This is a genomic window from Paenibacillus sp. IHBB 3054, assembly GCF_051594305.1.
GTDB lineage: Bacteria > Bacillota > Bacilli > Paenibacillales > Paenibacillaceae > Paenibacillus_AQ.
In genome coordinates this window covers 1-15,898 of the sequence record NZ_JBOFBG010000040.1, presented here as the reverse complement: position 1 = coordinate 15,898, position 15,898 = coordinate 1, and the positions used below count along the sequence as shown (strand labels likewise).

Annotated in this window: 15 protein-coding genes; 1 reads left to right on the top strand and 14 read right to left on the bottom strand. The window is 50.7% G+C overall.

Annotated elements, in window-relative coordinates; genetic code table 11:
- Positions 1-30: 30 nt before the first annotated feature.
- From cysE to ACQ76X_RS28990, 5 genes are all read right to left on the bottom strand, one after another.
- Positions 31-723, bottom strand: a complete 693-nt coding sequence (gene cysE, locus ACQ76X_RS29010) for a serine O-acetyltransferase (protein WP_438497279.1) — start codon at positions 721-723, stop codon at positions 31-33.
- A 533-nt stretch (positions 724-1,256) separates the two neighbouring features.
- The gene (gene gltX / locus ACQ76X_RS29005) at positions 1,257-2,720 is read right to left on the bottom strand and encodes a glutamate--tRNA ligase (protein ID WP_438497278.1); all 1,464 of its coding nucleotides are present in this window, start codon (positions 2,718-2,720) and stop codon (positions 1,257-1,259) included.
- A 50-nt stretch (positions 2,721-2,770) separates the two neighbouring features.
- Positions 2,771-3,259, bottom strand: coding sequence for a 2-C-methyl-D-erythritol 2,4-cyclodiphosphate synthase (ispF, locus tag ACQ76X_RS29000; protein WP_038597129.1), 489 nt, complete (start codon positions 3,257-3,259; stop codon positions 2,771-2,773).
- Positions 3,260-3,261: 2 nt separating this feature from the next.
- Positions 3,262-3,954 (bottom strand): 2-C-methyl-D-erythritol 4-phosphate cytidylyltransferase, encoded by a 693-nt coding sequence (gene ispD / locus ACQ76X_RS28995; RefSeq protein WP_438497276.1) that lies wholly within the window; start codon positions 3,952-3,954, stop codon positions 3,262-3,264.
- A 93-nt stretch (positions 3,955-4,047) separates the two neighbouring features.
- Entirely contained in the window at positions 4,048-5,136 is a 1,089-nt protein-coding gene (locus ACQ76X_RS28990; RefSeq protein ID WP_438497275.1) for a PIN/TRAM domain-containing protein, read from the bottom strand.
- A 212-nt stretch (positions 5,137-5,348) separates the two neighbouring features.
- Here ACQ76X_RS28990 and ACQ76X_RS28985 point away from each other — a divergent pair, with 212 nt between their 5' ends.
- Entirely contained in the window at positions 5,349-5,744 is a 396-nt protein-coding gene (locus ACQ76X_RS28985; protein WP_038597135.1) for a hypothetical protein, read from the top strand.
- A gap of 137 nt (positions 5,745-5,881) precedes the next feature.
- Here ACQ76X_RS28985 and pssA read toward each other — a convergent pair whose 3' ends face one another.
- The 9 genes from pssA to ACQ76X_RS28940 form a co-directional block, all read right to left on the bottom strand.
- Positions 5,882-6,619 (bottom strand): CDP-diacylglycerol--serine O-phosphatidyltransferase, encoded by a 738-nt coding sequence (gene pssA / locus ACQ76X_RS28980; RefSeq protein ID WP_038597137.1) that lies wholly within the window; start codon positions 6,617-6,619, stop codon positions 5,882-5,884.
- Between the two features lie 63 nt (positions 6,620-6,682).
- A complete protein-coding gene (disA, locus tag ACQ76X_RS28975; protein ID WP_438497274.1) occupies positions 6,683-7,759 on the bottom strand; it encodes a DNA integrity scanning diadenylate cyclase DisA in 1,077 nt (358 codons plus the stop codon).
- Between the two features lie 13 nt (positions 7,760-7,772).
- On the bottom strand, positions 7,773-9,140 hold the full coding sequence (gene radA, locus ACQ76X_RS28970) for a DNA repair protein RadA (protein WP_038597143.1): 1,368 nt from the start codon (positions 9,138-9,140) through the stop codon (positions 7,773-7,775).
- A 227-nt stretch (positions 9,141-9,367) separates the two neighbouring features.
- Positions 9,368-11,836 (bottom strand): ATP-dependent protease ATP-binding subunit ClpC, encoded by a 2,469-nt coding sequence (clpC, locus tag ACQ76X_RS28965; RefSeq protein ID WP_038597145.1) that lies wholly within the window; start codon positions 11,834-11,836, stop codon positions 9,368-9,370.
- A 36-nt stretch (positions 11,837-11,872) separates the two neighbouring features.
- Positions 11,873-12,937 (bottom strand): protein arginine kinase, encoded by a 1,065-nt coding sequence (locus ACQ76X_RS28960; protein ID WP_038597147.1) that lies wholly within the window; start codon positions 12,935-12,937, stop codon positions 11,873-11,875.
- A gap of 28 nt (positions 12,938-12,965) precedes the next feature.
- Positions 12,966-13,490 (bottom strand): UvrB/UvrC motif-containing protein, encoded by a 525-nt coding sequence (locus ACQ76X_RS28955; RefSeq protein ID WP_076112967.1) that lies wholly within the window; start codon positions 13,488-13,490, stop codon positions 12,966-12,968.
- A 26-nt stretch (positions 13,491-13,516) separates the two neighbouring features.
- On the bottom strand, positions 13,517-13,978 hold the full coding sequence (locus tag ACQ76X_RS28950; protein ID WP_438497272.1) for a CtsR family transcriptional regulator: 462 nt from the start codon (positions 13,976-13,978) through the stop codon (positions 13,517-13,519).
- A gap of 344 nt (positions 13,979-14,322) precedes the next feature.
- Positions 14,323-15,495 (bottom strand): GNAT family N-acetyltransferase, encoded by a 1,173-nt coding sequence (locus ACQ76X_RS28945; RefSeq protein ID WP_438497271.1) that lies wholly within the window; start codon positions 15,493-15,495, stop codon positions 14,323-14,325.
- A gap of 187 nt (positions 15,496-15,682) precedes the next feature.
- Positions 15,683-15,898 (bottom strand): hypothetical protein (locus ACQ76X_RS28940; RefSeq protein WP_438497270.1); only part of this gene is annotated, 216 nt, incomplete at its 5' end.

Sequence of the window (15,898 nt, the reverse complement as noted above, 5' to 3'; positions counted from 1 at the left end):
GTTCCGGCATTCACTGGAATACCGGGATGCTTAAATTTCATAGTCCCCTATATATTGCTGGCTTTCCAGCCGACGCTGCTCGGCTTTCTGCTTATCCTCATTCCCGAGCTGTTCCCGGATTTCCTCAATCTCCTTCTGCAGGAAACGCAGGGAATCTACCAGCGGATCCGGCATCTTGGTATGGTCGAGACGGTCGGATACCCGTTCCCCGTTGCGCTTGACTACTCGGCCGGGATTGCCTACCACAGTGCTGTTATTGGGCACTTCACGCAGTACGACTGCGTTGGAGCCGATATTGGAATTATCGCCGATCCGGAACGATCCCAGTACTTTCGCACCGGAACCAATTACAACATTATTGCCGACAGTAGGATGGCGTTTCCCTTTTTCTTTACCGGTCCCCCCAAGTGTAACCCCTTGATAGATAATAACATCATCACCGATTTCACAAGTTTCGCCAATGACTATCCCCATGCCATGGTCGATAAACAACCGCTCCCCGATACGGGCGCCGGGATGAATTTCGACACCGGTCATAAACCTGCTGATCTGTGAAACGATGCGCGCCAGCGTATACCAGCGCCGTTTGTAAAAAGAGTGGGCCATCCGATGACCCCAAATGGCGTGAAGTCCGGCATAAGTGAAGACAACCTCGAATCTGCTGCGGGCTGCGGGATCGTTGTCGAATACTGCCCGAATGTCCGACTTGATATGCTTAAACATCACGGTTCCCCTCTTCTTGGCTTCCCCGCCTCCTGTTTACAGGTACGCATAAGGAAGGTATTGGCGCAGCCCACTATCTATCTCTCTACACGTTTGCCGCGAGCTTTGGCCTGGTCAGAAATCCATCTTTATATCCAAAGAATCTGCTCTCCTATTTCAACAAAAAACGCCTCTGCAGCTTAAAGCTGCAGAGGCGTGTAACCGCGGTTCCACTCTGCTTGGATGATTGCATATTCCCCAGCCCGGCATTCCGGCCTCTGGATGCAACATCCCTCTTGCGTCGTTAACGGCAACGTTCCCGGCATAGTCTAACGTCCCTCAAAGGAACGCTCAACCCTGCAGCTCACAGGCGCATGTTCAGCGGCGGACAAATGAATAACTTCCAGCCTCTTAAGGAAGTTCCTTACGAGGTTATTCTCTCTGGCAATTGTCCTTATGCGCGTACTTTTCCTGATCACAGCTATTACAATATTCTTCTATCTTAGCGAAAAGATAAGGGACTGACAAGAGGTTTGCCCCCAGGCCTTCAAAGCTTAGGCCCCTTTGATTTGTGATTTCAAACGTTCAATGACACGGTTCCGGCCCAGCAGGGCAATCGTCACATTCAGATCACGGCCATGCGTCTGACCTGTTAAAGCGACACGGATTGGCATAAACAGCGCTTTTCCTTTATGGCCCGTCTCTTTCTGTACTTCTTTAATCAGAACAGCCATATTGCTGGCAGTAAAGTCTTCAGTACCTTCCACCTTGGCCAGAAAAGCGGAGAGAACTTCAGAAACCTGGCTCTCAGCCAGAATCTGAGCCGCTTCCGTTTCGAGCTCCACATGGCTGCGGAAGAACATTTCGGACAGCCCGACAATATCCGATGCAGCCGTCAGCTGCTCCTGATACAGTGCAACGAGTGTTTCCGCCCAGGTCTGCTGTTCATCATTAAGCTGAGCCGGCAATCTTCCCGCCTTTTGCAGATGAGGAATGGCCAGCGCTGCAATCCGCTTCGGATCCGCATGCTTAATGTAGTGATTGTTCAAATGAGCCAGCTTGTTCGTGTCGAATACAGCAGGACTCTTGGACAGGCGGTCAGCGGTAAAGATCGAGATCAGCTCTTCTTTATTAAAGATTTCCTCTTCACCTTCCGGAGACCAGCCAAGCAAGGAGATGAAGTTAAAGAGAGCTTCCGGCAGATAGCCGAGCTGATCATACTGCTCGATGAATTGAATAATGGATTCGTTCCGTTTGCTCAGCTTCTTGTGGTCATCGCCGACAATCAGCGTCATATGACCAAAGAGCGGCGGTTCCCAGCCAAGTGATTCGTAAATCATCAGCTGGCGCGGCGTATTGGAGATATGGTCTTCCCCGCGCAGCACGTGGGAGATTTCCATCAGATGATCATCTATCGCTACAGCAAAGTTATAGGTCGGAATTCCGTCCTTCTTCACGATTACAAAATCGCCCATTTCTTTAGTAGTAAAAGAAATGCTGCCTTTTACGATGTCCTCAAAGGTATATGTGCGATCTTCCGGCACCCGGAAGCGGATACTGGCAATACGTCCTTCCGCTTCAAACGCGAGGCGTTGTTCCTCTGTCAAATTGCGGTGCTTGCCGGAATAACGCGGAGTTTCGCCGCGGGCCGTCTGTTCCTCACGTTCCGCTTCCAGCTCCTCTTCGGTGCAATAGCAGCGGTAAGCCAGACCGCGGTCCAGCAAATCCTGCCAGTAGATACGATACAAATCAAGGCGTTCGGTTTGGCGATAAGGGCCGTATTCTCCGCCAACGTCCACGCTCTCGTCCCAGTCTACTCCCAGCCATTTCAAATATTTCAGCTGGCTTTCTTCCCCGCCGGCGACATTGCGCTTTACATCCGTATCTTCGATCCGGATAATGAATTTCCCGCCCAGATTACGGGCAAATAAATAGTTAAACAGTGCTGTTCTGGCATTTCCGATATGTAAATGTCCCGTAGGGCTCGGTGCGTAACGCACCCGGACTTGATCCGCCATAGTATTCCCTCCGCTTCATAATGGTTAAAATTAGGTCACTTGCAGCCATCTCAAGATGATATCACATCTTGGAGCAGGCAGACAATAGATTGTGCCGCAATTCCTTCGCCGCGTCCGGCAAAACCGAGCTGTTCGGTAGTGGTCGCTTTTACATTTACCTTCGAGGTTTCCGCTCCCAGTGCGCGGGCAATGATCTCGGTCATCTGCGGGATGTACGGAGCCATCTTTGGCTTCTGGGCAATAATGGTTGAGTCGATATTGCCGAGCTTATAGCCACGCTCGCGTGCAAGACTCCATACCTGCTCCAGCAGCTTCAGGCTGTCCGCATCCTTGAAGGCCGGATCGGTGTCGGGAAAATGCCTGCCGATATCGCCGAGCCCAAGCGCCCCCAGAATAGCATCACTTACCGCGTGCAGCAGCACATCCGCATCGGAGTGCCCCAGCAGCCCTTTTTCATAAGGGATGGTGACTCCGCCAATAATACACGGTCTTCCCTCTACCAGCTGGTGTACATCAAAACCTTGTCCTACAGCTATCATGCTTAACCCTCTCCCCTGTTTCTTTCTGTAAATTCGGCAAAATCCAGGTCTTCCGGCGTTGTGATCTTTATGTTCCTGTAGCTTCCCTCCACCACAGATACCGGAATCCCGCTGCGCTCGGCCAGACTGGAGTCATCGGTGCCAATAAATCCTTCCTGCTCCGCCGCGGCATACGCCGCAAGCAAATCAGACAGACGAAAAGTCTGCGGGGTCTGAATCGCCCACAGACTTCGCCGATCCGGCGTAGACAGCACCTTGCCATTACCGTCCACCTGCTTGATCGTATCCTTTACCGGCACTGCAAGTACGGACGCGCCGACCGCTCTGGCCCGTTCGTAGCAAGCATCAATCTCACTCTCCTGCACGAATGGACGTACACCGTCATGCACCATGACCCAGTTGGTGTCCAGCTGCTTTAGCCCCAAATGCACGGAGTGCTGGCGTTCGGAGCCTCCGGGAACGACAGCCTTCACTTTATCCAGCTTATAGGCCTCTACCCATTCCCGGCAGCGTTCTATGTCCTCCTGGCCAGTGACCAGCACAATTTCAGAGATAAGCTCATGCTGCTGGAACACCTCCAGCGTATGCACGATAATGGGTTTGCCTTGAAGCAGCAAATATTGCTTGCTCTCGGCGGTCCCCATCCGTGTTCCTCTGCCTGCCGCCACAATCACGGCGCCCACACTGTTCGACATTCTTTTTGCTCCTGTCTTTCACGTATATCCCCATCATAACGTGTTTGGCGGTCATTTCCAACCCAAAAGACATTTTGCGATATGGCTTCTTGCTTATTGCGCTTTTTCCAGCAGTTTCGGTTTGGCGAAAATCATTCTGCCGGCTGAGGTCTGCAGCACACTTGTAACTAAAACCTCCATCGTTGTGCCAATGTACTCGCGTCCGCCTTCAACGACAATCATTGTTCCATCATCGAGATAGGCTACCCCTTGTCCATGCTCCTTGCCGTCTTTAATGACCTGTACGATAATCTCCTCTCCCGGCAGAACAACCGGTTTTACCGCGTTTGCCAGATCGTTGATATTAAGTACGGATACCCCCTGCAGCTCACAGACCTTATTGAGATTGAAATCATTGGTTACCACCTTGCCGCGCAGCACTTTAGCGAGCTTGACCAGCTTGCTGTCCACCTCGGAGATCTCTTCGAAATCCCCCTCGTAGATAAGTACCTTCACATCCAGTTCTTTCTGGATCTTATTGAGAATATCTAGACCGCGCCGGCCACGGTTACGTTTCAGCAGATCGGAAGAATCGGCGATGTGCTGAAGCTCTTCCAGAACAAACTCAGGGATGACAATCGTCCCCTCGATAAATCCCGTTTTGCAGATGTCGGCAATCCGCCCGTCAATAATGACGCTGGTATCGAGAATTTTATGCTCCTCCAGTCCGCGGCCCTCCGGTTCAGCCGATTGTCCCCAGCGCCCGGTTGTCCAAAGCGAGGCCAACTCCTCTTTCTTCTCCAGACCGATACGCAGCCCCATATAACCCAGAGCTAGCGTGGCAGCCACCTGCACCAGCTCACCTGCCTTCCCCAGCCAGTCCATGGCCGGATGGAGCAGCAGGGACAACAGCAGCCCTCCCGTAAGTCCTGCGGCACCTGCGGCCAATTCATTCATCGGAATTCGTGAGCAGTACAGCACCGCCTCACGCAGCTTTGAACCCGCCCACTCCGCGCATAAAGTCCCCGCAAACAAAAAAATAATGGCACCCAGCACCGTAAATAAAATGCTTCCTTCCACAGGCAGGTTTTCCCCCAGCTTTCCCATTCCCTCCGGGAATCCTTTTTCTGCCGTATGGTATAGCGAAAAACCGGACCAGGCTCCGCATAACCCGGCAAGCGTCAACATCATTTTTTTCCACATAACCTTAAGCACCTCCTTTTATTCATCCTAAAATGATCTATACCTCACCAGTATGTTCCAATTTTCAGGACGGTAATCGGGGGTTGCATATTTTTTCTCATACTTTTACCTTACCGCTTCTGTACAGATTCCCAGGAACTCCTATTCCCGTTGAAAACAGGGGGGCCAAGGCATATAATGAACTCAATTACGAACCCAGGGGTGAATGAAAAATGAGCGCACCAAGTTTACAGGCCTTTCAGGATCAAGTCTCCGAACTGCTGCTCCGTCACCGTAGTCTTCTGGATGTAATGTCCAAGAACGGGCAGAGCAGCGCATCCGTCAACCGTGCCGTTGTCAAGGCCATTACCGAATGCGGCTGTATTCAGCTGCATGCCACCAAACAGGTATTCGAGCCCGCTTTGGGGCTTGAACAAGCCAAGGAACTCGCAGGAACTCATCTTGAGGGCCAACTGTGCGAGAACTGCCGTGAGGTTGTCGCCTCCGAGCTGGGGCGGGAATTGTTCTATATGTCCGCACTGTGCAATCTGCTTGACATTAATATGGACGAGGTTGTGGTGAAGGAATCGCAGAAATGCGCTACGCTCGGTTTGTTCAACCTATCCTAATTATGGCTGCAGACGCTCTTGTATGCTTTCTTCATTCGTTCAACCGAAAAAGGCTTTGCCGTCCACTGAGGTCAGGGAGGGCAAAGCCTTTTTCGGTATATATAAAGGAATTATCATCTAGAGGAATAACTTGCATGCTACCCGTTCTTGGAGTGATAGATCTTGTCTTCCGAACGTCTTCTGCGGCGGTGACGGCGACGTGCCGTGAGCCGGTCAATATTATGCTTAAATCCGTACAAAGCATACAGCGCGAGCAGTCCAAAGATCATCTTGGCAATCTGCTCCGGGAACACAACTGCTACTGCTACCGCCACAATAATCACTAACGGCGCACCAACGACCGCTTTTTTGGGCAGTCCGATCTTCTTGAAGTTAGGGTATTTGACTGTGCTGACCATCAGATAAGATAAGAGCAAAGTGGCAACAATCATGAATGGAGCGGAAACATCTTTATGAAAAAGGGCCAGTGTGGCGAGCACGCCACCTGCAGCAGGAATAGGCAAACCGACAAAATATCCGGGGATTCCCGGGCGGACATTAAAACGGGCCAACCGCAGCGCCCCGAACACCGGGAATATTGCTGTTACAGTCCAGCCGAGCGCAGAACTCAAATCCTGCAGGCTTGTAAGATACATAATTAGCGCAGGTGCCACACCAAAGGATACGACATCGGATAGGGAATCCAGCTCCTTGCCAAATTCACTCTCGCAGCCCAGCGCCCGCGCTACACGGCCATCTAGTCCGTCAAGCAGCATAGCGATAATCACCATGATAGCGGCCATGCTAAGCTTGCCGTCAAACGCCATCATGATACCAAACATTCCAAGCATCAGGTTACCAATGGTAAAAAGACTCGGAATTGATTTTTGTATCATTTCTTCACCTCTATTTTATTACTTTGAGCCTAACTTCTTCAATATTACGTGATTGTATGTTATTTACATTTGCCTGTCAATAAGAACTTGTTTCTGCAGACGTTTAAGTCCGTCTTGGATATTTCGTGCCCGAACCTCTCCGATTCCATCCACCTCATCGAGTTCCGCGATGCTCGCGGTCATCAGATTCGGCAGCATTTCGAAGCGCTCCACCAGATTGTGGATGATCACATTCGGCAGGCGTGGAATCTTATTAAGCAGCCGGTAAGCGCGCGGAGTAACGACTTCCTCGGAGGCAATCGCTGTAGAGGAATAACCAAGCAGACGGGCAATATGATTGTCATCCATCAGCTCATCGTCGCTGGAACGTTTGAGTCCGGCAATAATTTCGCGGATTTTGTCCTCCTGTTCCTCTCTTGCATAGTCTCTGTACAGAAGCCATGCTTCTTCCTCTGTATTTCCGACCAGTTCTTCCATCTGCATGCTGATCAAGCGCCCTTCGTTGCCGAGTTCGTTGATATAGCGCTTGATTTCCATCTTAATGCGCAGTACCATCTCCACACGCTGGATCACCCCGACTACTTCAGCCACGGTAACGATGCCTTCATATTCAGAAGCGGAAAGGTTCGTTAAGCCCTGGGTAAGTACTGCTTTGTACTTCTCCAGGGTTTGTATGGCCTGGTTGGCTTTGGCCAGAATTGCCCCAATCTCCTTAAGCGCATAACGGATGGAACCTTGATACAAGGTAATGATGTTCCGCCGCTGGGAAATGGATACCACCAGCTTGCCCGTCTGCTTGGCGACACGCTCTGCAGTACGGTGGCGGATCCCTGTCTCAATGGAGGAGATGGAGGAGTCGGGAATGAGCTGCGTATTTGCGTACAGTATCCGTTTCAAATCCTCGCTCAGAATAATAGCTCCGTCCATTTTGGCTAATTCATATAAATAATTGGGTGAAAAATCGCAGTTAATGGAGAATCCCCCATCGACAACTTCCATCACCTCCGGGCTGTATCCGACAACAATCAAAGCTCCTGTCTTTGCACGCAGCACATTCTCCAGACCTTCCCGGAAGGGAGTTCCGGGTGCCGCCATCCTCAGCAGATCATTCATATTATCTAATTGATTATATTCTTTCATCTTCCTATGCCCCCTAATCTAACGCGACCGATAGTGCATCTGCTACGGTACTGACGCCAATAATCTGGATATCCTGCGGATGTTTCCAGCCTTTCATGCTCTTCTCTGGCATAATCACTCTCCGGAAGCCAAGCTTAGACGCTTCCTTCACCCGCATTTCAGCGCGTGAGACCCCCCTGACCTCCCCGGTGAGACCGACTTCACCAAAGAAGACATCATAAGGCTTGGTTGATATATCGCGGAAGCTGGAAGCAATGCTGATGGCTACAGCCAAATCTACTGCCGGTTCATCCAGCTTTACCCCACCGGCAACGTTCAGATAAGCATCCTGGTTCTGCAGGAACATCCCCATCCGCTTCTCCAGCACCGCAATAATAAGCGCCATCCGCTGGTGGTCCATACCTGTGCACATCCGGCGGGGGGAAGGGAAATGAGTTGCAGCGACAAGCGCTTGAAGCTCAACAAGCACCGGCCTGGTTCCTTCCATACTCGCCACTACTGCGGAACCCGCTACACCTAGCGGACGTTCGGACAAGAACAGCTCGGAGGGATTCTCCACTTCCGTAAGCCCGATCTCCCCCATCTCAAAGATACCGATCTCATTGGTTGAACCGAAGCGGTTCTTAACTGCCCGCAGCAACCGGTACGTATGATGCCGCTCTCCTTCAAAATAGAGCACGCAATCCACCATATGCTCCAGCATTCGTGGCCCGGCAATCGCGCCTTCCTTAGTGACATGACCTACAAGAACCGTTGCGATCCCGCGGATTTTGGCGATACGCATAAATCTTGTCGTACATTCCCGAACCTGTGTCACACTGCCGGGTGCACTGGTCACTTCCGGCATGAATACCGTCTGGATGGAGTCAATGACGAGGAACTGAGGTTTGATCTGTTCAATTGCTTCCTCGATGCTTTCCATATTTGTTTCGCACAGTACATACAGCTCTGCCGACAACGCCCCGAGGCGATCGGCACGGAGTTTCGTCTGCCGAACCGATTCTTCTCCCGAGATGTACAGTACGCGTAAACCTTGAGTAGTCAATGCATGCGAGGTCTGCAGCAGCAGGGTTGATTTCCCGATGCCGGGGTCGCCTCCGACCAGCACCAGCGATCCCGGCACAATACCTCCGCCGAGAACCCGGTTAAGCTCACCGATGCCTGTCAATATACGGGGCTCTTTGTCACTTTCTATATTTATGATCGATTGCGCCTTTTCTTTACTCTGAAAAATAGGTGCATTCATTCCTTGTGTTTTGACTACGCTTTCGGTCTCCTCAACCATGGAGTTCCATGCCTGGCAGCCCGGGCATTTGCCGAACCACTTCGGCGATTCGTAGCCGCATTCGGTGCAGAAAAATTTAGTTTTTGGTTTAGCCATGTGTACTCCTTACCGTCCGAACTGCTTAAATTGCGGATAATTTTCTCTTATTCAAAGTTTACCATTTCTGCACCTTGAACGAAAGGTCACTTCAGAGCTACTTTTGAGGAGTATCTCATTAACTTTCCTGAAAAACGGGTGAATTATCACCAAAAGGGTCTGCACAGCAACAAAAAGCCCCCGCCCCTCTATACGGAGGAGCGGGAGCTATGTTTCACAGATGGATATTATTTCTCAGTTTCCACTTCTTTTTCCAGGGAAGCTGCTGGCGGTTCAACGGTAGTTACGACAAGCTCACCGTTCACCTCATCAATCTTGAGGGAATCACCTTTTTTGATGTTGCCCTTCAGCAATTCTTCGGACAGCCGGTCCTCAATATGCTTCTGGATCGCCCGGCGAAGCGGACGTGCGCCGAAGGCTGGATCATAGCCCTCTTTCGCCAGGAAGGCTTTGCCTCCCTCTGTCAGCTCAAAGTCCACATCGTACTCACGCAGCCGCTTGCGCAGCTCATCGGACATCAGCGTAACAATTTCTGCGATATGCTTTTCTTCCAGGGAGTGGAAGACAATGATCTCATCAATCCGGTTCAGGAACTCTGGACGGAAGCTCTTCTTCAACTCATCCATAACCTTGCCCTTCATATTGGTGTAGTCTGCTCCCGCATCCTGCACCGCTGTGAAGCCCAGCGTCGAATTCTTCTTGATCGCCTGCGCCCCTACATTGGAGGTAAGAATGATCAGAGTGTTGCGGAAATCGACCACGCGGCCTTTGGAATCGGTCAGACGGCCATCTTCCAGCACCTGCAGCAGGATGTTGAATACTTCCGGATGGGCCTTCTCAATTTCGTCCAGCAGTACTACGGAATATGGTTTGCGGCGTACCTTCTCGGTCAATTGTCCGCCTTCTTCATAACCCACATAACCTGGAGGCGCTCCTACCAGACGGGAAGTGGAGTGTTTCTCCATGTACTCCGACATATCAATCCGGACCACCGCATTCTCATCACCGAACATTGCTTCAGCAAGCGCCCGTGCCAGCTCTGTTTTACCAACCCCGGTAGGACCGAGGAAGATGAAGGAACCCATAGGGCGTTTAGGATCCTTAAGTCCTGCGCGTGCCCGGCGGAGGGCCCGGCTGACTGCCTTGACGGCTTCGTCCTGGCCGATTACCCGTTCATGCAGGATAGACTCCATATTAAGCAGACGGTCGGTTTCCTCTTCCTTCAGCTTGCTGACCGGTATGCCGGTCCAGCTGGCTACCACTTGAGCGATATCCTCCGGTGTAACCTGCGAGTCGGTGCGGCCTTGCTTCTCTTTCCACTGGTTCTTGGTCGTGTCCAGTTCCTCGCGGATCTTTTGCTCCGTATCCCGCAGTGCGGCAGCCTTCTCGAATTCCTGGCTCTGTACGGCTGAATCCTTCTCCTTGCGGATATCATCCAGACGCATTTCCAGTTCCTTCAGATTTGGCGGAATCGTATAAGAATTCAATCTTACTTTGGAGCCGGCTTCATCAATCAGATCAATTGCTTTGTCCGGAAGGAACCGGTCAGGAATGTAGCGGTCGGACAGTTTTACAGCCTCTACGATGGCTTCATCCGTGATCTTCACCCGGTGATGGGCTTCGTAACGGTCACGTAGTCCGTAAAGAATCTGTACAGCTTCCTCAGGAGAAGGCTGATCCACCGTAATTGGCTGGAAGCGGCGTTCCAAGGCTGCGTCTTTCTCAATATATTTGCGGTATTCATCCAGCGTAGTGGCACCGATGCATTGCAGCTCTCCACGGGCCAGAGCCGGTTTCAGGATGTTGGAGGCGTCAATGGCACCTTCCGCACCGCCTGCACCGATCAGGGTGTGCAGCTCATCAATGAAGAGCACGATGTTTCCTGCCTGGCGAATCTCATCCATAATCTTCTTAAGGCGGTCTTCAAACTCACCGCGGTATTTGGTTCCGGCTACTACAGAACCCATATCCAGAGTCATTACGCGTTTGTCGCGCAGCGTTTCCGGAATTTCATTATTGATGATCTTTTGGGCCAGACCTTCGGCAATGGCTGTTTTACCAACCCCAGGCTCACCGATCAGCACCGGATTGTTCTTCGTCCGGCGGCTCAGCACCTGAATGACACGTTCAATTTCCTTGCTGCGGCCAATAACCGGATCCAGGTTGCCATCCTTGGCATAGGCGGTAAGGTCACGGGCCAGGCCATCCAGCGTTGGTGTGCTGACATTAGCAGGCGCACCGCTGTGGCTGGAAGTAGCTTCGCTGCTGCCGAGCAGCTGCAGCACTTGCTGGCGGGCCTTGTTAAGGCTGATCCCCAGGTTGTTGAGTACACGGGCAGCTACACCCTCGCCTTCACGGATAAGCCCGAGCAGGATATGCTCAGTGCCGACGTAAGTGTGTCCCAGCTTGCGGGCTTCGTCCATCGACAGCTCAATAACTTTTTTGGCACGAGGAGTATACGCGATGTTTGTTGGCTGCTCCTGTCCTCTGCCGATCAGCGTTTCCACTTCATCCTGAATTTTCTCAAGACCCAGACCAAGTCCGATTAGAGCTTTCGCGGCTATGCCGTCTCCTTCACGAATCAGTCCGAGCAAAATATGTTCTGTCCCAATGTTGTTGTGTCCCAAACGAACAGCTTCTTCTTGCGCCAGCGCCAGCACTTTTTGTGCGCGTTCCGTAAATCTTCCAAACATCATATCTCCTGCACCTCCACGAATAATAAATATCTATAATTAATGTTGTGATCCCAGTGTTTCCCGGAGCAGCTTCGCCCGGTACATATCACGTTCAGTAGCCGTAAGCTCATCACCGAACAGTTTTTGCAAAAATCCCGGCTGTGTCTTGACATTCAACTCATTCAACACTGAAATCGAAGGCCCTTCCAGTATCCCCAAATCGACTCCAAGCCGCAAATCGGATAACCGCTGGGCCGACTCTTTAAGCTCCATCACTGCCGCATAGGACAAAATGCCGTAAGAGCGTTTAATCCGGTCGGTAATCCGCAGTGCGGAATCCACCAGCAGGCGTTCACGGGCATTCCGTTCATGCTCTATAATCTGGGTGACCACACTGTGAAGATTCTCAATGATTTCACTTTCGGTCTGTCCCAGGGTAATCTGGTTGGATATCTGAAAGATGTTCCCTACTGCTTCGCTGCCCTCACCATAAATCCCTCTTACGGTCAGTCCCACCTGATTTACAGCGGATAGAATCCGGTTGATTTGATGGGTCATAACCAGTGCCGGCAAATGCAGCATCACTGATGCTCTTAGCCCGGTTCCTACATTGGTGGGGCAACTCGTTAAGTACCCTCTTCTATCATCAAAGGCATAATTGACAGAAGCCTCAAAAATATCGTCGATGGCCGTTGCCCTTACCCAAGCCTCTTTGACCTGCAGGCCGGGAAACAGACATTGAATCCGGAGGTGGTCTTCCTCATTAATCATGATGCTGACCGACTCATCCTCGTTCAGAATGACCGCTCCACCCCGTGAATCATTGGCTAAATTTGGACTGATCAGATGTTTCTCCACCAGCACTTTTTTATCCAGCTCATCCAGCTCATCCAGCTTCAGCAGTTGAAAGGTACCAAAGTCCGCTGCAGCTTCTCCCTGAAACACGGGTGCCAGCTGTTCCAGCGCCTCTTCCGCCTGCTCAGCAGATGCCAGCAAAGGAAAAGGCAGGTGCTCCAGATTGCGGGCGATACGCATACGGCTGCTGATTACAATCTCGGAATGGCTGCCACCGCAGCGCATCCAGTCACTAAGCGCTTGTTCGGTAAACCGGAGACTTGACATGCGACATCCCCCCTATATATGAAAGACTTTACTCTTGTGCCATTTCTTTTTCAAGTCGGCGGATCTGATCCCGCAGCTCGGCTGCAGTTTCGAACTCCTCTTGCATAATGCTTTGCTGCAATTCCAGCTTCAGTTCATCAATTTGCCGTTTGCACATAATTTGTGCCCCCGCACGTTTCGGCAGCTTGCCTACATGAGCGGTACTGCCGTGCACTCTTCGGAACAGCGGATCCAGCGTGCTGTCAAAATATTTATAACAGGAGCTGCAGCCGAACCGTCCAAGTTTGCTGAACTGGGAATACGTCATGCCGCAATTCTCGCATTTCAGACCCTGTGCATTTTGGGTTGCCGCGGATTTCTCCTTGCCGGAACCTTCCAGATCCAGTAAACCGGAGAGCAGGCTGTGAATGGAGAACCCGCCCGCGGTTCCGGGAATTAACTCCCCCTTTTCCCGCGCACAGCTTTCACAAATATGAAATTCCGTCTTCTCTCCACTCACAATTTTGGTGAAATGAAGGGTAGCCGGTTTGACGCCGCATTCCTGGCAAAGCATAAGCGGTGTCCCCCTTACCATTCGTATTATTTACCAAGCAAAGAAATCAGCATGGCTTTCATAATCTTGGCACGAATCTCATCCCGGTAGGGCAGATTAATCGTCAGACAATCCCGGGAAACAGCGGCGCGCATGAGACACGCTTCACGCTTGGTTAAGAACAGGGCCTCCTCAAGCTGGTAAATCAGCCCTTCGGCGGAATTCTGGTCAATATCATTGCCTATCGTGGAATTGAGATGTGCGTAAAGCGCCACATTCTGAGGAAGCTCAAAGCGCTGAATCCGGATGTAACCTCCGCCTCCACGTTTGCTCTCGACCACATAGCCCTTCTCCAAAGTAAAGCGCGTACTGATGACATAATTGATCTGCGACGGTACACAGGAGAACTGGTCCGCCAGATCATTACGCTGAATTTCCACCGTACCTTCGGGACTTTCATGCAAAATATTCTTCAGATATTGTTCGATAATATCGGAGATATTACGCATCACTCATCCTCCAGTGTTCAAAGCGTTAGGGTAATTCTTGCTGTACATCCGTCCGGCGGTGATCTCTTAAGAACTTAACCCAAGCACCTGAAGGCGAATCGGACACAATGTCCTGCCTTTCAGACCATTACACTTAGGAGAGACTGCTTTCGGGATGCGTTGACTTTGACTTTCTTTGACTTTTTTCATATTATAACATATTCTCACTGAATTCCAAGTGGTTAGTCTTATTTTTTACTTATTGCCGCCATTGTATTCGGAATAACCCTTGGATCAACATGCATTTTTATATGAAAAATAAAAAGCTCTCCCTGCTTTATTCAAAGCGGAAGAGCTGCTTACGATCAGAAGAAATCCAACAACGCGGTCTGTGCCTGCGGCATAATCCCTTCCAGCCACTCCACGGCTTCTAGACTGCCGGTTAATTGCCCACAGCGGTGCAATTCTTCCGGACGTTTGTATCCAAGCAGCAGCACCGTCAATGTTCCAATACCGCAGTACAAATCCGCCTGCTCTCCGGTACCCTCCACTTGTATTAAAGATGCCTCACCTTGCTGATTGACCTTCCACTCCCACAGCCCGTCGTTCCACGGCGCATGCTCATCCTCAATATGCAACGTGCGCTTTTGCAGCTCGCTCTGTTCCTTAAAGGTGAGTCCTTCCACAAAGGCTTTGGCATTAACAATACGCGCCATAAAATAAGGATAATTCTCCTGCGGAATGCGGGGATCCGGAAGCAAAAACGGCAGCATATCATCTGCTGGCACCAGCTTTAACTTCGCAGCGGTGACCATCGAATCATGGTTGGCGAGAAAAGTCCACAATCCCCGGCGGGCTTCTTCGTCCATAAAAATGAATTCATCAATAACCAGTTCTTTGTTCTCTATTTTATAGAGCACATAACCTCCCGGTTCACCCGCTGAAGAATAAAACACACAATGATGTGTATCCTCATCCACTACGCTATTCTCCCACCATTCACGATCACGCAGCAGCGTACCGTTATACCCGGAAGCAAAGCGCCCGTATAACTGCTCCATTACTTCAATATTTGCTTTATCGCGCTCTACACGTCCCTCCATTTCGGCCTTCCGCGGAAACTCGCCCACCGGTATCGTGTACTTCTTATATTCACAGTAGATCTCCCACCCGAACCTGCGGTAAAAAGGAATCAAGAAGGGATGCAGGAAGGACAACGTATGACCTGATTCGTTCATTGTTTGCAGCGTGTGGGACAAAAGCTTGGCCACCAGTCCCTGTCTGCGGTTCTCCGGCCATGTCGCCACTCCAGCAATCCCACCCATGGAGACCGCTTTGCCTTGCACATACACCTGAAGAGGCAGCAGCGTCAGCTTCGCACTTAGCTCCCCTTCCTCAAAGATGCCCCAGGCTCTTTCCGGCTTGAACTTCTGTTTGGTTTTTACTCTGTCGTCACCGTTAAGTTTGAATTGAAAAGCGTACTCGGACAAGCCAAGGCTTGCCTCAAAATCCTCTAGCTGCAATTGCCTGATCTTCAATACCTTCACCTCATTATCAAATAGAATAGTGCTTATCAAGAGTATATCAAGTCCAGAAAAGGTACGCGAATCTGCCAAGAAAGATTATAAAGAATCCAATGGTTATCCACAACTTATGCACAGCAGCACAAAGAACCGGAAAGAATATCTTTCCGGTAAAAAATAGTTATCCACGATTCCACAGTCTCTATCCACAAATTCCACATATTATCCACAAAACCCGTGTATTACTTGGATTTTCTCTTGACGAATCCCCAAGAATATGTCTTTCATCCACATCATTTAGGGATAGTTCCCTATCAAATATTGTATCCACATGTGTGTAAGTTTTCTGCGCTTGCTGAAAATTATCCACAACATTTCCACAGCCCTGCACAAACACAAAAAAGCCACTGTCAATGAA